Consider the following 21,847-nt stretch of genomic DNA (forward strand, 5'->3'; position numbering starts at 1 on the left):
ATACAAACAATAAAAAGTCTTATTTCATTAGTAGCACCTATAATTTAAATATTAATTATACAAGACTCATCACTTTCGTCTTTGCAATTAAATCATGGAAGCCACAATTATCTTTGCGGAATAACATCATATATACATTGCATATTAATGGAACTCCAAGTAATAATATGCTTGGTAATAATAATACCAAAAATCGTATTATTAATGTTTGTAACGTTAGTTTTTCACTTGTTAACGAGATTATTTTTGTTCTTGTTACCTTTTTACCAAGTGTAGAACCGTTCCAAAGAAAAGGTAACACAATAAAATTTATAGCCATTAATACGAAAACAAGTGTAAGGTCATATCTATAGTCACCTAAACTTATATTAAAACGATTGAAAATAGCACTATAGTTCCCGGTAATAATAGCTACTACTGCACCGTACGTAACTGAGATTAAAAACATGTCAATAAGGGAAGCACCTATGCGATTCATTACAAGCGCTGGACGATGCATCTTTAACTTCATTTTGTGTCGACTCCTTCATATCCTTCTTTACCCGTTTCATCGTACCACTTCTAAAAAACATTGTAAACTGGCGTTTCGCTTACTTTTCTTGTACAATGTGTTACAACAGCATTGTAAAGGAGGTTCCCATATTGAAAAGATGGATAATCCTATTTGCCGCACTCTTATTAACAGGTTGTACAGGCAATACAAACCATTTAACTTATACAATTAACGATGAATATGAACTCATACATACTTCTGGAGATGCATTTGAACTTTTCCCCTCTCAGGATGCTGTATATGCTACACAATACATCCCTGCAAAAATTACAGAAATTGCTTGGGACGATAAATACATTATCACAAAACAAATTGAGGAAAAATCAGATCCAAATAATCCTGACGCAGCAATTACAAATAAAAAAAGTGAACATTATTGGATTATCGATGTAAAGCATAATAAACGATTCGGTCCTTATAATGAAAAACAATTTAACGAGCAAAAAGATGCTTTTAAAATTACAGTACCTTTCCAAAGTGTAGATTCATATGTGAAAGAGCTAAAAAAACAGTCAGCATAACTTTTTATGCTGACTGTTTTCGTTTAAGTACACACCTTACTTAGAAAATGAGATATTGAAAGTTTGTGGCTCTTTAACAGCTTCATGAGTATCTCCCACTGCTAAATCATCTGTTGTAAACTTAATATCCTTTACCTTCTCTTTTCCATCATCGAGTATTAAACCGATAATTCCTTCTCGTGTCTCACCAGGCTTATAATCTTCCCTTGATACACTCTTTGTGCCTACAAGTGTGTCTTCTTCATATAAAAAGTTTTGAGTCGCTACATTAAAATGCTGTTTGTCATTAATAATAACATCATTCATAGAGAAGAATTGCATGTTCTTATTTCCACTATTCTCTACCTTATATGTAATTTCAACATACCGAATCGTATCGCTAATCTCTGTTCCACTTAACGATGCATATAATTCAGCGTCTTCTTGACTCACTTTATCTCCTAATCTACGCTTTACTTCTTCAGGAGTTAATGCAGTATACACTTTCAATGTATTTTTTGCATCTTTGCTCATTTGTGATAATGAGATAACTTTAACGTCTTGTACGTGAATTTTCATTGGGGCTACTTCAAATGTCTGATTCACAGAATGAATCTGTTCTAATTCAAATGTCCCCCACCCTTTTTCTTTCACTTTTTGTCCTACTTTTTTAAGCTCACGCCCACCATACTCTTTTGTTTCTGGAATAGATTCTTTCTTCTTAGGTTCTGCCTTCTTTTCTTCTTGATGGAAGCAACCACTTAACATAAGAAGAAAACTACATAAAACAAAAATACTTTTCCATGCTTTCATCATTTAATTTCTCCTAACACTATCATTCATTAAAATATATTAGTCCCTTGATTTGTAAACTATAGAAACAATAAGAAGTCCACAAAACGAACTTGTCAGTCCAGATACTATTATACCTCCTATTTGGAAAATATGAAAATAGGGATCTAATAAGGCGTGCACGATAAATATAATGGCCGCCACAATGATAGCTGAAGCCCAATATTTCTTTTTTTCCGAAGTTAAACTAGTATCTTGATCAGTTTCCCTCCTATATTTCCATAGTACATATATTAGTAATAGTAGACCAAAACATGTACTCCCATGCTGTAAAAATTTATACATCGGAATACTATATACTTCTTGCTGTAACAGCGGCATTTTCATAACAAAATAGCCTGTCTTATGGGTAAAAGCATCCCAAACGACATGCGTCACCATACCGAATAAAGCAGAATAGCAAAATACAAAAAAATCTTTCCAAGTATAAAGCCCCCACTTCTCATCTACTACATATTTATAGTAACTAGCAAAAGGCTTAGGTAAATGGGTTATAAATGGTCCTTTTAAAATACGATGATATGCATATGCTAATAAAAAAACGAGTGGTAAATTCAAATATAAGAAACCAGCCCATGTATGGCCAATAATACCGTATGGCCTAAAATGTAAAAAATATTCAAAATCAGGTGCCATACTACCTAATATAAGAGCCGTCACTGAAATATAACTAGAATGTTTCTTAGCAAAAGGGAGAACAGCTGCTGGATGCGCAAATGTAAACGGCATATTTTAACTGCTACAAAAAATATAGACAAATGTATATTCTTAGAGTATTCCTGCTTCTACGTGTCCTGTCTCGCCAATCACTCGCTACTACAGTTTGCTGTAACACTCCACAGGCGTAAATTCCGATGTAGCCCACCGTACATATATACAATCTATTCACGTTAGTATTGTATATTTTTTTGCTTGTAAAAGATTGATTGACGCGTTCAAATCTCTATCCATTACATTTCCACAGTCACATATATATACTCGGTCAGATAGCTTTACATTCGCTTTCTTTTGACCGCAACATGAACATAGCTTTGAAGATGGATAGAACCTGCCTACTTGACGTAGTTCAATTCCATATTCCTCACATTTCGTCAATAACCATGTTTTAAATGTATAAAAGCACTGCTTAGTAACTGCTTTAGATAGATGTTTATTCTTCATCATACCTTTCACATTCAAATCTTCCACTGTAATAAACGTTGGTTTGGTTTTCGCCACATCATTTACAATAGACTTTACATACGCTAATCGAATATTTGCTAGCCTGGCATGTAGTTTTTGCACTCTAAGAATATTTTTATCTATATTCGCTCTTTTTTTAGTAACAGGTTGTTCACCTCTCTTTTTTATATTTTCAAATTTACGCGATAAAGAACGTTGCTCACGTCTTAACCGTTTTTCTATTTTTTTTACTTGTATTGTTTTGTTGATGTTTTCATGAACGATACCGTCGCTACGTATAGCGAAATCCTTCACCCCTAAATCAATACCTAAACCTGTTTGATTGAGAGGTGGCTTCTTTTCTGTTTCTTCCAATTCGCAAAGCACAGATACAAAATATCTTCCTGCTCTTTTACCTATCGTTCCACTTTTTACAATCGCGTTTTTGGGGATATACCCATATTCTTTTAACCTCATCCAACCAATCGTTGGGACTTTTACTCTATGTCTTTCTACTGTCCAATCTGTTTTGTTGTTTTTAGGAAAATAGCATTTCACATCTTGATTCTTCTTTTTCTTATAACATGGAAATCCAGATAAACCCTTAAAAAATCTTTTAAAAGCTTTATCTCCATTCATAATTGCCTGTTTTACCGCTTTACTAGATACCTTTTTAATCCATTGGCTACATTCTTTTGTATAGACATTGTTTAGCCATTTAGAAAAATCATATCCACTCAAAAACTTTCCCTCTGATTCATACATCTCTTTGTTTTTGGAGAGGTACAGATTGTAAACGTACCTACACACTCCAATTGTTTGATTAATCTTGGTTATTTGTTCATTTGTCGGTTTTATCTCTATAAAATATGCTCTTCTCATATCTCTTTATCCCTCGACATTTTTTATATTTTCTCAATCATATATCTCACGACTACATACATGAATGATAGATAGCAAATCTTGAACAAGTTCTTCTTGTGGAGAGCGTTTTTCATTTTTTTTGATTTCGATAAACAGTTAAAATAAAACACCTGGATTATCCCATCTTTCCAATGTTTCAATAGACATATGAATCATCCCCAAAAATTCTTTCAACATATACAAGTTCATAATTACATTTTAATACATATGTCTATGATGGTTTACTTTTTTGATTACTGTTTAATACTCCTCTTCCTATTTCCAATAGAATACATATTATCATAACGATATGAACAATCTCTATGCAATATTTATTTTCACATTGGAATATGATAGTTTAAATGTTATAATCCACATGAAATATTCAGAAAATAAGGGAGGATCACGTGTCGTTAACACTTGTCTTTTTTCTTGTTCTGTTTACCTTGTTTTTAAGTACATACATTGTCTTCTTTCTATGGAAGCACTTGAAAATTATAAAATATATGCCTGCTCTCTTTAGCTTTATGAGCGTTCTTTTCATTTTTATATGGAAGAGAATGACTTTCGGCTGGGAAGGTCTCGGTTTTGGCATGCTTCAATATACATTATTATTCGCAAGTTGTCTTACACTTGTATTCGCTGCTTTTTTAGAAACAAAATCCCTTATGAATTGAGGTTTATATATTGATTGACGTACCCTTTTTAAAAAGTGTCACATTAAAAAAAGAAGATATCCCTAGCTTTTCCGCATATCCTTACTGTTTACCCGCCATTCGAACATTACAATCGCTCCTTTTCCATCCAAATGTAACATTCATTATTGGAGAAAATGGAACGGGTAAATCAACATTACTCGAAGCGATTGCAGTTGCTTTAGGTTTTAATGCAGAAGGTGGAACGAAGAACTTCCATTTTAACACGTACGATTCACACTCATCTTTACATAAATACATTCGAATTTCAAAAAGTTTTAATACCCCAAAAGACGGCTTTTTTCTACGTGCTGAATCATTTTATAACGTTGCTTCTTACATTGATGAAATAGATGCTATAAAATCTTATGGTGGTATCTCACTACACAAACAATCACACGGCGAATCATTCTTCTCATTATTTATGAACCGCTTTTCAGGACAAGGTTTATACATTTTAGATGAGCCTGAGGCAGCTTTATCACCGATGAGGCAACTTTCAATGCTCATTCGCATGCACGAGCTAGCTGAACAAGGTTCACAATTTGTTATCGCAACGCATTCTCCCATTTTAATGGCTTATCCTGAATCTACTATATACTCTTTAACCCAAGAAGGGATTCACGAATCGACATTAGAAGAAACAGAGCATTATCAAACGACGAAACTTTTCTTTGAAAATCGCGATCGATTATTTCATCACTTATTTGAGTCATAAAAAAGAGGCAGCAATCGCTGCCTCTTTTTTATAATGCTTCTATAAATAAAGCTACTCCAATACCGCCTCCAACGCATAGAGAGGCAATACCTTTCTCTAATCCACGTCTTTTTAATTCGTGAATTAAACTCACCGTAATACGAGCTCCTGTACAACCGATTGGATGTCCAAGTCCTACACCACTACCGTTTACATTCACTTTCTCACGGTCTAACCCTAACTCTTTCTCTACAGCAAGGTATTGTGCAGCGAAAGCTTCATTGATTTCAAGTAAATCTGCATCTTCTAATGACCAATCTACTTTTTCTAACCCTTTGCGAATTGCTGGTGCTGGTCCAATACCCATAATTTTCGGATCTACACCTGCTACTGAATATCCAACAATTCGAGCTAACGGTTGTAAACCTTTTTCTTTCGCCTTTTCTTCACTCATTAATACTAAAACGGCACTTCCGTCATTAAGACCAGATGAATTCCCTGCAGTTACTGATCCATCTTTACGGAAAGCTGGTTTTAATCCTGCTAACTTTTCAGCTGTAATATCTGCACGTGGATGTTCATCCTTCGAAAATACAACTTCTTTTCTACGTTCTTTTATCGAAATAGGAACAATTTGATCGTCAAAGTATCCAGACTCAATCGCTTGCAACGCTAATGTGTGGCTACGAAGCGCAACTTCATCTTGTTCCTCTCTTGTAATTTCATATTGTTCAACTAAATTTTCCGCTGTTTCACCCATCATAATATGGTGAATCGGATCTTCTAAAACTTCCCACACCGTATCACGAATTTCTCCGTGCTGTAGACGTTGTCCCCAGCGGTGTTGTTTTAATGCATAAGGGCTTGAGCTCATTGCCTCTACTCCACCTGCAACAACAATATCACTTACACCTAATTGAATTTGCATTGCAGCAGACATAATTGCTTGCATACCTGAAGAACATTGACGTTGAATTGTATAACCAGTAACTGTATCAGGAAATCCTGCCGCTAATGCAGCTGTTCTTGCCGTATTTGCTTCATCAGTTCTTTGAATACAATGACCTAAAATTACTTCATCAACTTCATGTGGCTCTACTCCGCCTCTTTTTACAGCTTCCTGAAGTACAGGAACAGCTAATTCTACTGGTGTTATATTTTTTAGTGCTCCTCCGAAAGTTCCAATTGGTGAACGAACTGCAGCTGTAATGACAACATTATGCATTTTGTACTTGCCCCTCTCTTATGTAACCTAGTAAGTTTTTAGGTGAAATTCCATAAGTTGTATGTCTACAATTATCATACTATAAACATACCAAAAAATCAAAATATTTAATATAATAAAAATAGAAGGAATTAACCTTCTATTCTGTCAATGCATATAAGAATTTTTGTAATATCTTCTCTGTCGTTTCATTCAATTTCGGTAACTTGTCTACTGGAAAATATTGAAGTTGTAACCCTTCATGATCGAGCTTTAATTCTCCGCTTACATGATGTGCCTGATATAGATGAATCACATTAAAAATTTCATCTCCATTTGGATAACGGAAATAAACTTCCTTTCCTGAAAGAACACCAAGAAATTGCATTATTTTTGCACTTAGCCCCGTCTCCTCGAATAATTCTCTACGAGCAGTTTCTTCTGTCGTTTCTCCCAGTTCCATTGCCCCGCCAGGCACACCCCAATCATATGTATCTGAACGATATTGAAGCAATACTTCTTGATTATCATTTAATATAATAATTGCTGATCCTACTAAAATAAGTGGTCTCGTACCAACTACTTTGCGTAACTCTTCAATATACCCCAATATGTAAACTCCCCTTTCCTCACCCTTCCTTATCATAACAAAATTCTCTTCCTTTTGTTGCTGTAATTTTCAATAAAAAAAGGAAGCTTCCGCTTCCTTTTTTTACCGTTATCCCGCTATTTGCGGGCAGTAAGACCCCTACCTCAAAATTCAGCGAAAATAAAGAAGTTAGGTGGGGGTCGGGCTGCCCGTAAAAGCCCGATTGGTGAGGGCTAATAATCAGCGGAGGATGAAAAACCACCCCACTGATTAAAGTTTCACTTTATTTCTTAAAGCTTTCGTATTTTACAGCTTCAAAAGCTTCTTCAATTTCCTCATTGCTATAATGGACATATGTAAAACGCCCTAATTCTACTAATCTAGCTATTTCTTGTAACGCTTTATGCTGATCATATGTTTCTTCAATTGTAATATGTACATAAAACTTCATTAATGGATGTTCATATAAAGGTTCTCCCACCTCTACAAATACACCTTCAACCCCTTGCACAACTCTTACATAGCTCGCAAATTGATACAGAGCTTCTCTGTCTGAAACGATTTTTAATGTATACATATATTCTCCCCCTTTTCTTTACTATATCAAAAAGATGACCATACTACGTTATAGAACTATGAAATTTTTTCGACTTGTAGTCTATATATTCGTGTAATAAACAAGGCGTTTATCCATACATAGGACCTTTTCCCCACATATATTATAGAAAGAATTTTTTCATTTGAGGTGTTCCTTATGGATTCATACATTAACATATGTGTTTGCATTACTCCAGGCGCCGATATTTCTGACGACCGTATTGCAAAAGATTTAGCAGTTGCAGAATCAATTTGGCATCCCATTACATTTCAAATTAAAGAAGTAATTGTACTAAACGAGCTTTTCCGTTTTTCTAATCGGGAAATTAGTTATAAAAACTCCATTCAAAGTCAGGAAAAATTATCATCCTTTTTTCAAACTTGTGTTAACGAAGCTCCTGAATGTGACCTTTATATTTGTTATATTGGCAGTGATTATTTCAAAGAAACCGCAGTAATCGCTTGCGCTTACTCTCTAGCGAAACAACAACAACTTACTGGTTACATCGTTCTAACAAACTCAGCTGCTCCAATGAAAAATATATACACCCTCGCTCACGAAATTGGTCATATTTTATTCACAAGACGAATTCATGGAAAACTTACGCACGCAGATCCCCACTCTCCAACCGGTTCTGAACATCACCATTCACCATCGAACCTTATGTACCCTATAGTCCCTAGCCCTAATAAAGTTCACATCAATTCATTATTAACAAATGAACAAAAAGCGCTCTCTTTACAAAGTCCCTTATTACAAAGAAAAAAACAGTAACGATATTGTTACTGTTCAAAACAATATATTCCAATCAACAAACCAAATACCGGCTGCGAGAAATAAAAACATACAACTAAAAGTAAATGTAATCCCTCTAAAAATCCCAATATAATATTTCTTTGGAAATACTTTTTTGCATATCCAAAGCAGCCCTTTTCCTATTAAACCGAAAAACAAAACATATCCTGATGTATCATCTAATAAAGTATTAAAATATTCATCATGTATTCTTTTGGTGAAAGCAGTATAGATCCCTAAAATTGCTAATCCTAGAAACATAATAGTTAATATACATATAAATATATTTTGCACATTTGTACCCCACTTAATAGAAAATTCCGTTTGCTAATTATTTGCTCGTTACTTTCGTATCGTACAGCTAGTTTATACTTTTTCTCTCTTCAATTTTTAAATACCATCGCATTAATCCATATATACTTCCATACATAAGTAAAATCTTTGCAATTCCCCAAAATACATTTCTTTCTTCTAAGTCTTTAAATATAAACATAATTGCCAAAGGAACAATTAGCACCAAAACGCCCATCCAACCAAGAACATACACTTCTCCAATGAAAAGTAATAAAAAGATACTTGCTGCTAATATATATGTTTGTATTGTCGACAATTGCAAAATAGGTGTACCGTACCATTTATCAATAAACATCAATAATACTAATAATAAGATAGGAACCATTACTATTACGTAAATAATCCCAAACTCTACAAACTTATTTTTAAAAGAAGACATTCTAAAGGCAACAATTGTTCCAATAATCGTAATGATTAAGACGATAGGATAGCCAATTAACTGTATATTTGTTAGCGTAAATTGCTGATTCGGATTATTAAACAAAATATGTGTTAATATCCAGTACCCGCCAACCCCAATTATCATCGCAAGAATACTCTTTATAATCCCGCTTTTATCCTTCTCCATTTCTTTCGCCAATTCTTCCGCATACGCTTTTGGCGAATCACCAAATATGTCACTTACCGTCTTTCCCTCTTGCTCACCTTCTATTAAATGCAGTTCTGCATCCTCTAGAAAAGTATCCACATCTTCTTCTTTAATTCCCTTCGTTATTAAATACACTTTCGTATCGATTAAAAACTTTCCCCCTTCTTTAGAAACCTTCATTATTATCCCTCCCTTATTTAACAGTTTCTCTTCTATTCGCCTTCATCATAATTTCAAGGAAAATTAAAATAAATAAACTTCCATACAAGCATACAATTTGAAATAACATTGGCATAAGATCTTCCGATGTAAATGTTTTAAACACTAACATAATAGAAAGCGGAATAATTAAATATAAGTTTTTAAACCATCCTTCAAAATATATATTTATAGCTACCGTGAGGATAAAGATCCCTCCAGCTAATATATAACTTTGGACTAGAGTCAACGTAAACATCGTTGTAGGATATATCACATCTAATATCGTAACTGCTCCTAATAAAAACATTGGCGCGATCATGACTAAAAACCACATGGAAAACCACGTTTTTGTAAGACTTGTTACAAATGTCATTTTACGAAGCAGAAAATTAGGACCCACAACAGCTAAAATCAATGTAAAACTATAGCCAATACACTGAATAAGCGAAATCTGTAAAATCCCATTATTAACTATTAAAATAGAAGCAATAATCCAAAACGAAACGATATTCATTACCGTAAACCCAATTTGCTTCCATGTTTCCTGTCTATCCCTTTCCATCACTTTTACAAGTTCATTCGCGTATTCTTTCGGTGAACTTCCGAAAATATCTTCTACACTTTTCCCTTCACCCTCACCTTCTATTAAATGCAACTCTGCATCTTCTAAAAAGCTTTCAATATCGCTTTCTTTCACACTCTTTGCAGTTAAAAATAATCTCATATCCAATAAAAAATTTCGCGCTTCATTTGATAGCATTATTTTTTTCTCCCCTTCCCTTCAAGTAGACGCTCTACACTACTTTGCATCGCTTCCCAGCGATCCATAAATTCATCCAGTGCTTCCTCGCCTTTTTCTGTTAATGTATAATATTTTCGCTTTGGACCAGATGGAGATTCCTTCATCACACTTGTTATTAATCCTTCCTTTTGCATTCGTATTAATAACGGATAAATACTTCCCTCACTCGCCATTGTGAAACCATATTTCGCTAGTTTTTCACTCATTTCATAACCATATATTTCACCTTCAGAAATAATAGCAAGTAAGCAACCTTCTAAAATCCCTTTTAGCATTTGACTTGTCGACATATTTCAAATCCTCCCACTATCTTGTTTTACAAGATAGATAAGCGTAAGTATCTTGCTTTACAAAATAGTATAGCAGAGACTATTTTGCAAAACAAGATAGCTAAATATATTTTTCCAAATGTTTGCAGGAATTTCATTATCACCTCTCTAAATAGAGCAATAAGAGAACTTTTATTATGAAGGAGTGTTTTTCATCATGGTTACAAATCGAGTTGTCTTTTTAACAGGTGCTGCGAGCGGTATTGGTTATGAAATGGGAAGTGCTTTCGCAAAAGAAGGTGCTAAAGTTGTCATTAGTGATCGTCTTGAAGATCGTGCAAAAGAAGCTGCTGAACAATTGCAAAAAGAAGGCTATCAAGCTATCGGTTTAAAATGTGACGTTACAGCTGAAGAAGAAATTGCAGCAGCAATTTCTCAAACAGTTACTCACTTCGGTTCATTAGACGTATTAATTAACAACGCAGGCATGCAACACGTCTCACCAATTGAAGATTTTCCAACGGATAAGTTCGAACTTCTTATTAAAATTATGCAAATTGCTCCATTTATTGCAACCAAGCTTGCCTTTCCTATTATGAAGAAACAACAGTATGGACGAATTATTAATATCGCTTCTATTAACGGCCTTGTCGGATTTGCTGGAAAAGCTGCTTATAATAGTGCGAAACATGGCGTAATCGGATTAACAAAAGTGGCTGCTTTAGAGGGAGCAACTCATGGAATTACTGTAAACGCTCTTTGTCCCGGATATGTTGATACTCCCCTTGTACGAAATCAACTACAAGATTTAGCAACTACACGAAATGTACCACTTGAAAATGTTTTAGAAGATATTATTTATCCTCTTGTACCGCAGAAGCGCTTGTTGCAAGTACAAGAAATTGCAGATTATGCTATGTTTTTAGCAAGTGAAAAGGCAAAAGGCATAACTGGTCAAGCTGTTGTTATCGATGGTGGATATACTGCTCAATAAAGTGAAACTTTAATCAGTGGGGGTTTTGTTCATCCCCCACTGATTATTAGCCTTCACCAATCGGACTTTTACGGGCAGTTAATGCGGGATAAAAAATAAAGTTTGCTCACGAAGAGCAAACTTTATTTTACTTTCTATCGCGAGGATCTTCCTACTTTAGTAATTGTTTAGGGAGTTTCTCAATTGCAACAATCACTCCGTCTAATTTACTTTCAATGCGATGTAGTAAATATAGCGTTACAACAATTGGAAACCCCACATTACCTATCATCCTGATCCACTCTTCCATCTTTCTCTCCTCCCTTCATTACATAAATAAGAGGAAAAGAGAATCTTAGGCATAAAAAAACAAGCTATTTGTGATTAGCTTGTTTTTTCAAATAATGACGTAATTTCTTGCTTATATTCTCCACGTAAAATACCTTTCTCAGTTATAATTCCTGTAATTAATTCATGCGGTGTTACGTCAAATGCAGGGTTAAATACAGGCGTTCCAAGTGGCGCCACTTGTTTCCCAAAAATTTTCGTAACTTCTGTTTCATCTCTTTCTTCAATGACAATTTCAGCACCTGTTTGTTTCGTAGTATCAAATGTAGATAACGGTGCTGCAACGTAAAATGGGATACCGAAATACTTTGCTAATATAGCTAAATTTAATGTTCCTATTTTATTAGCAGTATCACCGTTTTCAACGATTCGATCTGCCCCTACGATAATCGCATTAATTTCTTTCGTTCGAATTGCATGTGCTGCAGTATTATCCGTAATAAGCGTTACATCAATGTCTGCTTGCTTCAATTCCCATGTCGTTAAACGACCACCTTGTAAAACCGGTCTCGTTTCACACGCATAAGCATGTAAACGTACACCCTTCTCTTTCCCAATATAAAATGGGGCTAATGCTGTTCCATATCTAGCAGTTGCAATACTTCCAGCGTTACAAATTGTTAAAATTTTATCACCGTCTTTAAAACATGTTAAAGCATGTTCTCCAATACTTCGGCACACCACTTCATCCTCTTGCTGAATACGAAGTGCTTCCTCTTCTAATATTTTTTGTGCTTCTTTTATTGTAGAAATCCCTCGTATAGCTTCTCTCATGCGATCAATTGCCCAAAATAAATTGACTGCCGTCGGACGTGATGTCCCTAAATAGTTACAATCTCTATTAAACTTCTTTTGAAATTCATCGATATTTGTAGCATCGTATTTCTTTGCCGCAAGCGCCAAACCAAACGCAGCTACAATTCCAATTGCAGGTGCTCCGCGTACTTCTAACATAATGATACTTTTCCATACCTCTTCAATAGTCGTTAACGTTTTGTATTCTGTACTATGAGGCAGCTTTGTTTGATTTAATACCGCAATTGCATCACCTTTCCAACTTACAGACCTCGGAACAGTTACAATTGTACTCATGCTTTTATGCCTCCTGAAATTGTATGTTGAAATAATGTTCGGAACAGTTGTATATCTGCGCTCTTTGATTCATATTTTAATAGTTCTTTCCCTAAATAAAGTGCTTGTTTTTTAGCTTGAATTCTTCTTTCTTTATCTGATATTTCATCTAAATCTGCCACGTGTGCTAGACCAATTGTTCTACGAATAAGTTCACATCCGGCAAACCCGACGGCATCAGTAAAGATATTTTGCAAAATAATTGGTAACCATTGTTTTTCTTTCGTATATGCTTCTACACCTTCTCCAATCCATAACTTCGTAAAAGTTTCTACAAAATAACTCCATGTCTTTTCTATATGGAAAAATAGTACACTTCTCTTTTCTTCTTCTCTAGATAAAGCATTTAATAATAGATTTGCAATAAATTGACCGATATCAAATCCAAATGGACCGTACGTTGCAAATTCTGGATCAATCACTTTCGTTTCAGAAGGTGATGAAAAAATACTACCAGTATGTAAATCACCATGAATAAGCGCTTCTTTTCTCGTTAAAAACTTATATTTATATTGTGCTACTTTTAGTTTTAAAGTTTTATCACTCCAAAGTTCATCAATCACTGACTGTAAATCTGACTCATAATCATTCGTATCGTAATGTCCAAACGGATCTGTAAACACTAAATCTTCTGTGATTTTACTAAGATCTGGATTAACAAATTCACTATCTAACACTCTTTTCTCTTCTGAACGTACGCCGAAATCTGAAGTGTAAAATAAAACATGTGCTAGAAAGCGACCAATATGCTGGGATAAAAGAGGATACTCTTCTCCGTCTATTAATCCTTTTCTTGTAATCGTTAGCCTTGATAAATCTTCTATTACTGTCAATGCCAACTCCTCATCATGACTGTATACTTCTGGAACGTATTCCGGTACATACTTCGCGAAAATTTGTAGTGCTTTACTTTCAATCGTTGCTCTTTTTATTGACAATGGCCAGCTCTCACCAACTACTTTTGCATATGGAAGTGCTTGTTTTAATATAATTGTCTTCTCTCCATCATCTAATTTGAATACGTAATTTAAATTGCCATCTCCAATTTCATGGCAGATTACATTCGCTTTCTTATCAAAGTATCCATGTTCTTTTGCGTAGTGTACAGCTGTTACTTCTGTTAATGAATAATATCCCATCGTCTTCTCCCCCTTTTAATTCAGAGGTTTTTCTAGCACAGAAAAACCTCTTCCCACAAAGAAAGAGGTTTGAAGTTTATCTTCTCCCCTCTTATCTGCCAGAAAGTTTACTTTCTGCTGGAATTAGCACCGTGCCTTTTGACGTCATAAACGCCCCATTTCACAATGGTATTGCGGTCGGTTGCTGGGCTTCATCGGGCCAAATCCCTCCACCTGCTCTTGATAAGAGTTTTATAATTTTTTGAATTTTTAACTTTATGATGAAGACTATACCAAGAATAAAAATCACTTGTCAACATTTTATTTGTATAATTCTGGACGACGATCTGCAAAAACTGGAATTCCTTTGCGAACCTCTTTAATTTTCTCGAATTTAAGCTCTCCAAATAAAATAGATTCCTCTTCATTTGCCTCTACTACAACTTCACCCCACGGATCGACAATTAAAGAATGACCTGCAAACTCATTATTTGGATCCTTTCCCGCCCTATTACATGCTACAACATAACACTGGTTTTCAACTGCTCTCGCCTGTAAAAGCAAACGCCAATGCGCTAAACGTACTAATGGCCATTCTGCTACAACAAATAAAACTTTTGCACCTTTAGCAGTATGAACACGCATCCACTCCGGAAAACGAATATCATAGCAAATTGTGCCAGCGCACTCTACATCATCTAGCTTAAATTCACCTGTCTCATTACCAGCTACTAAATATTTATGTTCATCCATAAGCTGAAATAAATGTACTTTACTATATTCATTGACTAGATTCCCTTCATTGTTTACAACATACATTGTATTTGTAACACCTTGCTCTGTTTGCTTCGCTATGGAACCACCAACAATATGTACACCATATTGTTTCGACCATTCTTTCAACTTTTCTTTCGTTTCCAATCCATCCCTATCTGCAATTTCAGAAAGTCTTGTTAAATCATATCCTGTTGTCCATAATTCTGGTAAGACGATAACATCTGGTCTTTCCTTCATCGCTTCGCTTATTTTATTTTTAGCGTTCTCAATATTTTTTTCTACATCACCAAAGACAATATCCATTTGAATACATGCGACTTTCATTTTGTCCGCCCCATTCCTAATTTTTTCTTTACAAAATACTGGAAAGATTATATCATTTGTCACTAGAATTGTAACAACTTTCAAAAGAGGTGAAAAGTATGAAAAATTTCCAACCTTCCGAAGTAGTAACATCATTGCCGACACAATTTTTCGCTTCACTTGTTGCAAAAGTTAACAAAGTCGTTGCAGCTGGTCACGATGTTATTAATCTAGGTCAAGGTAATCCAGATCAACCAACACCACAGCATATCGTAAAAGCTTTACAAGATGCTGCTGAAAAGGCCATTCATCATAAATATCCGCCATTTCGCGGACATGAAAGCTTAAAAGAAGCCGTGGCAACATTCTATCAACGTGAATATGATGTAGTAGTAAATCCAAAAACTGAAGTTGCTATTTTGTTTGGTGGAAAGGCTGGATTAGTAGAATTACCAATTTGTTTTACAAACCCTGGTGATACCATTCTCGTTCCAGATCCAGGCTATCCAGATTATTTATCCGGAGTTGCTTTAGCAAAAGCGCACTTTGAAACAATGCCGCTTATTGCAGAAAATAATTTTTTACCAGATTATACAAAAATTGATGACTCTATTGCCAAGAAATCCAAGTTAATGTTTTTAAACTATCCTAATAATCCTACCGGTGCTACTGCATCAAAAGAATTCTTTGATGAAACCATTCATTTTGCTAGTAAACATAATATATTAGTTGTTCATGATTTTGCTTACGGTGCTATCGGATTTGATGGTCAAAAGCCTGTTAGTTTCTTGCAAGCAGACGGCGCCAAAGATACAGGAATTGAAATTTACACTTTATCAAAAACTTTCAATATGGCTGGCTGGCGTATTGCTTTTGCAGTGGGGAATGAAAGTGTCATCGAAACAATTAACCTATTGCAAGATCATATGTATGTTAGTATTTTTGGTGCAGTTCAAGATGCTGCCCGCGAAGCACTATTAGGCTCGCAGTCTTGTGTGGTAGAACTTGTTAATAGTTATGAATCTCGGAGAAACGCTCTTATTTCAGCTTGTCACTCAATTGGTTGGAATGTAGATATTCCAACAGGATCATTCTTTGCATGGCTTCCTGTACCAGAAGGATATACATCTGAGCAATTTTCTGATATTTTGCTAGAAAAAGCACACGTTGCAGTTGCTCCTGGTGTTGGATTTGGTGAGCACGGCGAAGGGTATGTCCGTGTTGGTCTCTTGCATACAGAAGATAGATTACGAGAAGCTATTAATCGAATTGATAAATTAAATTTTTTCAAAAAGTAATTGACAACATGAAAAATATCTGACAAAATTCAGTTATCTTAAAAATTTAAACATTTCTAAATACTTCTTATCAAGAGCAGGTGGAGGGACGAGCCCGACGAAACCCGGCAACCGATCTACAATTGTAGACACGGTGCTAATTCTCGCAGCGTTACGCTGACAGATAAGGAGCTGGTTGTAAAAAAACCTCTCCTTAGCTGAGAGGTTTTTTTATTTAACTAGGAGGTTTTAACAATGAGCGGAATTATAGCGACATATTTAATCCACGATGATTCTCACAACTTAGAAAAGAAAGCGGAACAAATTGCAATTGGTTTAACAATTGGCTCTTGGACTCATTTGCCACACTTATTGCAAGAACAATTAAAACAGCATAAAGGCAACGTCATTCATATTGAAGCGTTAGACGAACAAGAACATATTAACTCTTACCTTGGCAAAAAAGTATCACGTGGACTCATTAAAATTCATTATCCATCGCTGAACTTTAGCCCCGACTTACCAGCCATTTTGACAACAACATTTGGAAAACTTTCGTTAGATGGAGAAATTAAACTAATTGATTTAACATTCTCAGACGAATTAAAGAAACATTTTCCTGGACCAAAATTTGGAATCGAAGGCATTCGAAACCTGTTACAAGTTCAAGATCGCCCTCTTCTAATGAGTATTTTCAAAGGGATGATAGGACGGAATATTGGATATTTAAAAACTCAACTACGCGATCAGGCAATTGGAGGCGTAGATATTGTAAAAGATGATGAAATTTTATTCGAAAACTCATTAACACCACTTACAAAAAGAATTGAATCTGGGAAAGAAGTTTTACAATCTGTATACGAAACTTACGGACATAAAACTTTATACGCAGTAAATTTAACAGGGCGAACTTATGATTTAAAAGAGAACGCGAAACGTGCGGTGGTAGCTGGAGCAGACATTCTTTTATTTAATGTATTTTCTTATGGATTAGATGTACTGCAATCACTTGTAGAAGACGATGAAATTCCAATTCCTATTATGGCACACCCTGCTGTAAGTGGCGCATATTCGTCATCGAAACTATACGGGTTCTCTTCTCCATTACTACTTGGAAAATTACTACGTTACGCTGGTGCTGATTTCTCTTTATTCCCATCACCATACGGCAACGTTGCATTAGAAAAAGAGGAAGCTCTTCTCATTACAGAAGCATTAACTGAGGAAGACCACTATTTCAAGAAAAGTTTTTCTGTTCCATCTGCTGGAATTCATCCTGGTTTCGTTCCCTTTATTCTACGAGATTTTGGTAAGGATGTTGTTATTAATGCCGGCGGCGGGATTCATGGGCATCCAAATGGAGCTCAAGGTGGTGGCAAAGCTTTCCGTGCTGCAATTGAAGCTACTTTACAAGGTAAACCACTCCATGAGGTGGATGAAATAAATTTGCATAGCGCACTACAAATATGGGGAAATCCTTCTCATGAGGTGAAATTATGAGCATTCAAGTATTTTGTGATTTCGATGGTACGATTACAAATAACGATAATATCATGTCCATTATGGAAAAATTCGCACCACCAGAAGCAGAGGAAATAAAGCAAAAAATTTTATCGCAAGAACTTTCTATTCAAGAAGGTGTTTCTCAATTATTTCGATTAATACCTATTAATCTACACGATGATATTATTCAGTTTTTACAAGAAACTGCTGAAATCCGTACAGGTTTTCATGAATTCATACAATTCATTAATGAAAATAACATTTCCTTTTACGTTATATCAGGTGGAATGGATTTCTTCGTCTATCCACTCTTACAAGAAATAATCCCTAAAGAACAAATTTATTGTAATGCAACTGACTTTTCAGGAGAATTTGTTGAAGTTAAATGGCCGCACCCTTGTGACGAGCAATGTCAGCATAGTTGCGGTCTCTGTAAATCATCATTAATTCGGAAACTAAGCTCTAAAGATGATTTTCATATTGTGATAGGAGATTCCATTACTGATTTACAAGCAGCAAAACAAGCAGATAAAGTATTTGCCCGTGACTTCCTTATTACAAAATGTGAAGAAAATCATATTGCTTATACATCCTTTAACACATTTCACGATATTCAAGTCGAATTACAACATTTGTTGGAGGTGAAATCATGAAACAACTTTTTCGTCAATGGTATGACTTAAGTGAAATAAAAAAAGAATTAACAACTCGGAATTGGTTTCCAGCAACAAGTGGAAATATTTCTATAAAAGTCAGTCATGATCCCCTTACTTTTCTTATTACAGCAAGTGGCAAAGATAAAACAAAAACCACTCCAGATGATTTTCTATTAGTAAATCATCAAGGAGTTCCCGTTTTAGAAACTGAGTTACGCCCTTCAGCAGAAACAATATTGCATACACATATTTATAACAGTACGAATGCTGGGTGCGTACTTCATGTTCATACAACTGATAATAATGTCATCACAAATTTGTATAGCGATAAAGTCACCCTTCAAAATCAAGAGATTATTAAAGCTCTTGATATTTGGGAAGAAGGTGCAACGATTAACATTCCTATTATAGAAAATGATGCTCATATCCCAACGCTTGGAGAGAAATTTCGAAAGCATATACAAGGAGATTCAGGAGCAGTATTAATTCGAAACCATGGCATTACCGTATGGGGCCGTGATAGCTTTGATGCAAAAAAAAGATTAGAAGCTTATGAGTTTTTATTCCAATTTCATATAAAATTATTATCAATTCAAGGAGGCGTTTCTAATGGCGCAAATTCGTATTCATGAGGAAAATACTCGTATTGAGAATGAAGTAGAAGTATCAAACTTTCTACAAGGAGAAGATGTTTTATATGAGAAATGGAATATTTCTAAACTTCCTACTCATTTAAAAGAAAATTACTCCTTAACAGATGAAAATAAAGCTGAAATATTAACGTTGTTTTCAAAAGAAATTGCGGATGTTTCAGAGCGCAGAGGTTATAAAGCATATGATGTGATTTCACTTTCAAATAGCACACCTAACCTTGACGAGTTATTAATTAATTTTCAAAAAGAACACCATCATACTGACGATGAAGTTCGCTTTATTGTCAGCGGTCATGGCATCTTCGCTATTGAAGGAAAAGATGGTCGATTCTTTGACGTTGAACTTGAGCCTGGTGATCTTATATCTGTACCTGAAAATGCAAGACACTATTTTACTTTACAAGATGATCGCCAAGTTGTAGCTATTCGTATTTTTGTTACAACAGAAGGTTGGGTTCCAATTTATTAAGGTAGCTAGTTGAATAAAAGAACTTGGAACCCCTTTTCCAACCTTTTATTCACTCTACATATATACATCCTCCTATGGAACAGGCTTATTTCATAACATTGAAGTAAGCCTGATTTTTTATTTATTAAAATGATTTGTCCCTTTCGTTTGTTTAAATCAAATATCTCGAATCGTAATTTCACTTTATCAAGTACATTTCGGAATACTTTTTGAACATTTATTGAACTTTTTTTGAATTTTTTCTGAAAATTCTGTTTTGTGTATGATATACTACAACTAATAAGAAGGAAAATAATATTGCAAACAGAGGGGGATAATCATGAGTTTACTTATCGCACTTATACTAGGAGTTATATGCGGAGCTATTCCTGTCATTTTAGGAGCTATTATGGAAGAATTAGAAGTTGGTGTTTTAGGTTTTGCTGCATCGTGTGTAAGCGCTTTATTTTTCGGTTTATATGGTGCTATTCCTGTTGCTATTCTGTGCGCATTTTATATACTACGCCATGCTCGCGCGAAACAGTTGGGTCCTAATCACATTGCACAAGTTATTCCATTCCCAATTGAAAGATGCCGTCGCGCTTCCAGCCTATAGATTATCCAACTTAAATATTATGCCTGCCTAAATAAATAAAAAGTCCTCAAATGAGGACTTTTTATTTATTTTCTTCTAGAAATTGAAACAATTCTTGCAAATGAAGTGCATCTTCGCTATAGCTAACGGATACATGACATGTCCCTTCAATCTCAGCATGCATATAAAGGGCAATTCCATCCCGATCATATTTCAATGCCATATAAAACTCCATTTCCTCTAACATCTTTTTCGAGGTTCGGATAACATAATGCCCTTTCTCATCTCTTCCATATTCAAAATTTGGTTCAAAATCGTATTTTTGTTTAAAAGCTTCTTTTTGCTTATCATTAATCTGTACACAAGTTGCTCGCTGCACAGCATCAATCATTTCGTCAAACTTTTGGAGATCCATTTCATTTACCCCCTTATATACTTTTTGTATAATACTTGTGTTCCGCTATTCTCTTTTCCATCTACGATTAGCTCTTCATACAATTCCTTCGCTAGGGTTAAACCCGGTACTGGTAATTGTAATTTTTCAGCTTCATCTAAAGCAATCTTCATATCTTTCATAAAATGCTTTACATAAAAGCCAGGTTCAAAATCTCCTTTTAACATTCGAGGAGCTAAATTACTTAATGACCAGCTACCTGCAGCTCCTGTCGAAATACTCTCTAATACTTTATCTGCATTAAGTCCAGCCTTTTTCGCATACGCTACCGCTTCACATACTCCTATCATGTTAGAAGCAATTGCAATTTGATTGCACATTTTTGTATGTTGTCCACTCCCAGCAGGGCCTTGCAACTGAATATTTGTTCCTAGTTTTTCAAATAGAGGTAAGCAAATATCATATATTCTGTTCTCTCCACCGACCATAATTGCTAGTCTAGCTTCTTTAGCTCCAACATCCCCTCCAGATACTGGTGCATCTAATGTATATATATTCTTGCTTTTCGCAACTTCATTAATACGTTTTGCCAATGTTGGTGTCGATGTTGTAAAGTCAATTGCTATCGTACCTTCATTTGCATGTTCTAAAATTCCATCTATCCCAAAGTACACTTCTTCTACATCATGAGGATAACCAACCATCGTCATAACAACATCAACTTGCTTTACTAACGCTTTCGGTGTATCACACCAAGTCGCACCCTCTCGCACTAAAGAATCCGCTTTTTCCTTCGTTCTATTATATACATATACTTTATAACCACTTTGCATTAAATGGTTAACCATACTTTTTCCCATCACACCAATACCAATAAAACCTATTGATAAATTTTTATTTTCCATCTTC

At 35.0% G+C, this 21,847-nt stretch carries 28 protein-coding genes and 2 riboswitches; of the genes, 11 read left to right on the forward strand and 17 right to left on the reverse strand.

All coding sequences use genetic code 11. From position 1 onward, the window contains the following. Positions 1-55: 55 nt before the first annotated feature. Positions 56-511: an RDD family protein gene (locus tag V7038_RS18040; RefSeq protein ID WP_002014800.1), complete on the reverse strand. Its 456-nt coding sequence runs from the start codon at positions 509-511 to the stop codon at positions 56-58. A 131-nt stretch (positions 512-642) separates the two neighbouring features. On the opposite strand from V7038_RS18040, the gene V7038_RS18045 reads away from it, so the two are divergent. Further along, a complete protein-coding gene (locus V7038_RS18045) occupies positions 643-1,074 on the forward strand; it encodes a DUF3997 domain-containing protein (protein ID WP_002033805.1) in 432 nt (143 codons plus the stop codon). Positions 1,075-1,110: 36 nt separating this feature from the next. Here V7038_RS18045 and V7038_RS18050 read toward each other — a convergent pair whose 3' ends face one another. The 3 genes from V7038_RS18050 to V7038_RS18060 all read right to left on the reverse strand — a co-directional run bounded on the left by V7038_RS18050 (position 1,111) and on the right by V7038_RS18060 (position 3,948). Then, positions 1,111-1,869, reverse strand: coding sequence for a hypothetical protein (locus V7038_RS18050; RefSeq protein ID WP_016106063.1), 759 nt, complete (start codon positions 1,867-1,869; stop codon positions 1,111-1,113). Between the two features lie 36 nt (positions 1,870-1,905). Continuing rightward, the gene (locus tag V7038_RS18055) at positions 1,906-2,634 is read right to left on the reverse strand and encodes a DUF4184 family protein (protein ID WP_070139914.1); all 729 of its coding nucleotides are present in this window, start codon (positions 2,632-2,634) and stop codon (positions 1,906-1,908) included. Positions 2,635-2,790: 156 nt separating this feature from the next. Next, the gene (locus V7038_RS18060) at positions 2,791-3,948 is read right to left on the reverse strand and encodes an RNA-guided endonuclease InsQ/TnpB family protein (RefSeq protein WP_016106065.1); all 1,158 of its coding nucleotides are present in this window, start codon (positions 3,946-3,948) and stop codon (positions 2,791-2,793) included. A 428-nt stretch (positions 3,949-4,376) separates the two neighbouring features. On the opposite strand from V7038_RS18060, the gene V7038_RS18070 reads away from it, so the two are divergent. Beyond that, positions 4,377-4,646, forward strand: a complete 270-nt coding sequence (locus V7038_RS18070) for a hypothetical protein (RefSeq protein WP_070139916.1) — start codon at positions 4,377-4,379, stop codon at positions 4,644-4,646. Between the two features lie 10 nt (positions 4,647-4,656). Further along, positions 4,657-5,382 (forward strand): AAA family ATPase, encoded by a 726-nt coding sequence (locus V7038_RS18075; RefSeq protein WP_070170544.1) that lies wholly within the window; start codon positions 4,657-4,659, stop codon positions 5,380-5,382. A 28-nt stretch (positions 5,383-5,410) separates the two neighbouring features. On the opposite strand, the gene V7038_RS18080 is transcribed toward V7038_RS18075, so the two are convergent. The 3 genes from V7038_RS18080 to V7038_RS18090 all read right to left on the reverse strand — a co-directional run bounded on the left by V7038_RS18080 (position 5,411) and on the right by V7038_RS18090 (position 7,731). Next, entirely contained in the window at positions 5,411-6,586 is a 1,176-nt protein-coding gene (locus V7038_RS18080; RefSeq protein ID WP_002199469.1) for an acetyl-CoA C-acetyltransferase, read from the reverse strand. 139 nt (positions 6,587-6,725) lie between these two features. Continuing rightward, positions 6,726-7,175: an NUDIX hydrolase gene (locus V7038_RS18085; protein WP_002145954.1), complete on the reverse strand. Its 450-nt coding sequence runs from the start codon at positions 7,173-7,175 to the stop codon at positions 6,726-6,728. Positions 7,176-7,437: 262 nt separating this feature from the next. Beyond that, on the reverse strand, positions 7,438-7,731 hold the full coding sequence (locus V7038_RS18090) for a DUF3928 family protein (protein WP_070139918.1): 294 nt from the start codon (positions 7,729-7,731) through the stop codon (positions 7,438-7,440). 177 nt (positions 7,732-7,908) lie between these two features. Between V7038_RS18090 and V7038_RS18095 the strand changes: the two genes are divergently transcribed. Continuing rightward, positions 7,909-8,526: an ImmA/IrrE family metallo-endopeptidase gene (locus V7038_RS18095; protein ID WP_002199468.1), complete on the forward strand. Its 618-nt coding sequence runs from the start codon at positions 7,909-7,911 to the stop codon at positions 8,524-8,526. Between the two features lie 15 nt (positions 8,527-8,541). On the opposite strand, the gene V7038_RS18100 is transcribed toward V7038_RS18095, so the two are convergent. From V7038_RS18100 to V7038_RS18115, 4 genes are all read right to left on the reverse strand, one after another. Beyond that, positions 8,542-8,841, reverse strand: coding sequence for a DNA-binding protein (locus V7038_RS18100; protein ID WP_070139919.1), 300 nt, complete (start codon positions 8,839-8,841; stop codon positions 8,542-8,544). A 67-nt stretch (positions 8,842-8,908) separates the two neighbouring features. Then, positions 8,909-9,670 carry a DUF1129 domain-containing protein gene (locus V7038_RS18105; RefSeq protein ID WP_070139920.1) on the reverse strand — a complete coding sequence of 254 codons (762 nt, stop codon included), beginning with the start codon at positions 9,668-9,670 and terminating at the stop codon, positions 8,909-8,911. Between the two features lie 13 nt (positions 9,671-9,683). After that, positions 9,684-10,451 carry a DUF1129 domain-containing protein gene (locus V7038_RS18110; RefSeq protein WP_002111567.1) on the reverse strand — a complete coding sequence of 256 codons (768 nt, stop codon included), beginning with the start codon at positions 10,449-10,451 and terminating at the stop codon, positions 9,684-9,686. Beyond that, positions 10,451-10,783: a PadR family transcriptional regulator gene (locus tag V7038_RS18115; protein ID WP_002111568.1), complete on the reverse strand. Its 333-nt coding sequence runs from the start codon at positions 10,781-10,783 to the stop codon at positions 10,451-10,453. Before V7038_RS18115 ends, V7038_RS18110 begins: the two co-directional genes overlap by 1 nt. Positions 10,784-10,979: 196 nt before the next feature. On the opposite strand from V7038_RS18115, the gene V7038_RS18120 reads away from it, so the two are divergent. Further along, positions 10,980-11,756, forward strand: coding sequence for a 3-hydroxybutyrate dehydrogenase (locus V7038_RS18120; RefSeq protein ID WP_002111569.1), 777 nt, complete (start codon positions 10,980-10,982; stop codon positions 11,754-11,756). A 151-nt stretch (positions 11,757-11,907) separates the two neighbouring features. Here the strand turns inward: V7038_RS18120 and V7038_RS18125 are convergent, their stop codons facing one another. The 4 genes from V7038_RS18125 to V7038_RS18140 form a co-directional block, all read right to left on the reverse strand. Beyond that, on the reverse strand, positions 11,908-12,045 hold the full coding sequence (locus tag V7038_RS18125) for a YvrJ family protein (RefSeq protein ID WP_000393342.1): 138 nt from the start codon (positions 12,043-12,045) through the stop codon (positions 11,908-11,910). 74 nt (positions 12,046-12,119) lie between these two features. Then, positions 12,120-13,175 (reverse strand): S-methyl-5-thioribose-1-phosphate isomerase, encoded by a 1,056-nt coding sequence (mtnA, locus tag V7038_RS18130; RefSeq protein WP_335471223.1) that lies wholly within the window; start codon positions 13,173-13,175, stop codon positions 12,120-12,122. Then, entirely contained in the window at positions 13,172-14,353 is a 1,182-nt protein-coding gene (gene mtnK, locus V7038_RS18135) for an S-methyl-5-thioribose kinase (RefSeq protein ID WP_335471226.1), read from the reverse strand. The genes mtnA and mtnK overlap by 4 nt, the downstream gene beginning before the upstream one ends. Before the next feature lie 88 nt (positions 14,354-14,441). Beyond that, positions 14,442-14,582: riboswitch (SAM riboswitch) on the reverse strand. Positions 14,583-14,653: 71 nt separating this feature from the next. Beyond that, positions 14,654-15,517 carry a carbon-nitrogen family hydrolase gene (locus V7038_RS18140; protein ID WP_070170550.1) on the reverse strand — a complete coding sequence of 288 codons (864 nt, stop codon included), beginning with the start codon at positions 15,515-15,517 and terminating at the stop codon, positions 14,654-14,656. Between the two features lie 14 nt (positions 15,518-15,531). Between V7038_RS18140 and V7038_RS18145 the strand changes: the two genes are divergently transcribed. The 6 genes from V7038_RS18145 (at position 15,532) to V7038_RS18170 (ending at position 20,565) form a co-directional block, all read left to right on the forward strand. Further along, complete coding sequence (locus V7038_RS18145) at positions 15,532-16,710, forward strand: pyridoxal phosphate-dependent aminotransferase (RefSeq protein ID WP_002111576.1); 1,179 nt, start codon at positions 15,532-15,534, stop codon at positions 16,708-16,710. Positions 16,711-16,774: 64 nt separating this feature from the next. Next, a riboswitch (SAM riboswitch) is annotated at positions 16,775-16,880 on the forward strand. A 64-nt stretch (positions 16,881-16,944) separates the two neighbouring features. Then, positions 16,945-18,189 (forward strand): 2,3-diketo-5-methylthiopentyl-1-phosphate enolase, encoded by a 1,245-nt coding sequence (mtnW, locus tag V7038_RS18150; protein WP_002111577.1) that lies wholly within the window; start codon positions 16,945-16,947, stop codon positions 18,187-18,189. Then, positions 18,186-18,845 carry a 2-hydroxy-3-keto-5-methylthiopentenyl-1-phosphate phosphatase gene (locus V7038_RS18155; protein WP_002111579.1) on the forward strand — a complete coding sequence of 220 codons (660 nt, stop codon included), beginning with the start codon at positions 18,186-18,188 and terminating at the stop codon, positions 18,843-18,845. The genes mtnW and V7038_RS18155 overlap by 4 nt, the downstream gene beginning before the upstream one ends. Beyond that, complete coding sequence (locus tag V7038_RS18160) at positions 18,842-19,480, forward strand: methylthioribulose 1-phosphate dehydratase (protein WP_002111581.1); 639 nt, start codon at positions 18,842-18,844, stop codon at positions 19,478-19,480. Before V7038_RS18155 ends, V7038_RS18160 begins: the two co-directional genes overlap by 4 nt. Further along, positions 19,458-19,970 carry a 1,2-dihydroxy-3-keto-5-methylthiopentene dioxygenase gene (locus V7038_RS18165; protein WP_002111583.1) on the forward strand — a complete coding sequence of 171 codons (513 nt, stop codon included), beginning with the start codon at positions 19,458-19,460 and terminating at the stop codon, positions 19,968-19,970. The genes V7038_RS18160 and V7038_RS18165 overlap by 23 nt, the downstream gene beginning before the upstream one ends. Positions 19,971-20,289: 319 nt before the next feature. Next, entirely contained in the window at positions 20,290-20,565 is a 276-nt protein-coding gene (locus tag V7038_RS18170) for a hypothetical protein (RefSeq protein WP_002111585.1), read from the forward strand. A 61-nt stretch (positions 20,566-20,626) separates the two neighbouring features. Here the strand turns inward: V7038_RS18170 and V7038_RS18175 are convergent, their stop codons facing one another. Both V7038_RS18175 and V7038_RS18180 read right to left on the reverse strand, forming a co-directional pair. Next, positions 20,627-20,959 (reverse strand): DUF3909 family protein, encoded by a 333-nt coding sequence (locus tag V7038_RS18175; RefSeq protein WP_002111588.1) that lies wholly within the window; start codon positions 20,957-20,959, stop codon positions 20,627-20,629. A gap of 5 nt (positions 20,960-20,964) precedes the next feature. Next, positions 20,965-21,843: an NAD(P)-dependent oxidoreductase gene (locus V7038_RS18180; protein ID WP_002111590.1), complete on the reverse strand. Its 879-nt coding sequence runs from the start codon at positions 21,841-21,843 to the stop codon at positions 20,965-20,967. Positions 21,844-21,847 lie beyond the last annotated feature (4 nt).

Origin of the sequence: Bacillus sp. JJ783 (genome assembly GCF_036963225.1) — a bacterium.
GTDB lineage: Bacteria > Bacillota > Bacilli > Bacillales > Bacillaceae_G > Bacillus_A > Bacillus_A cereus_U.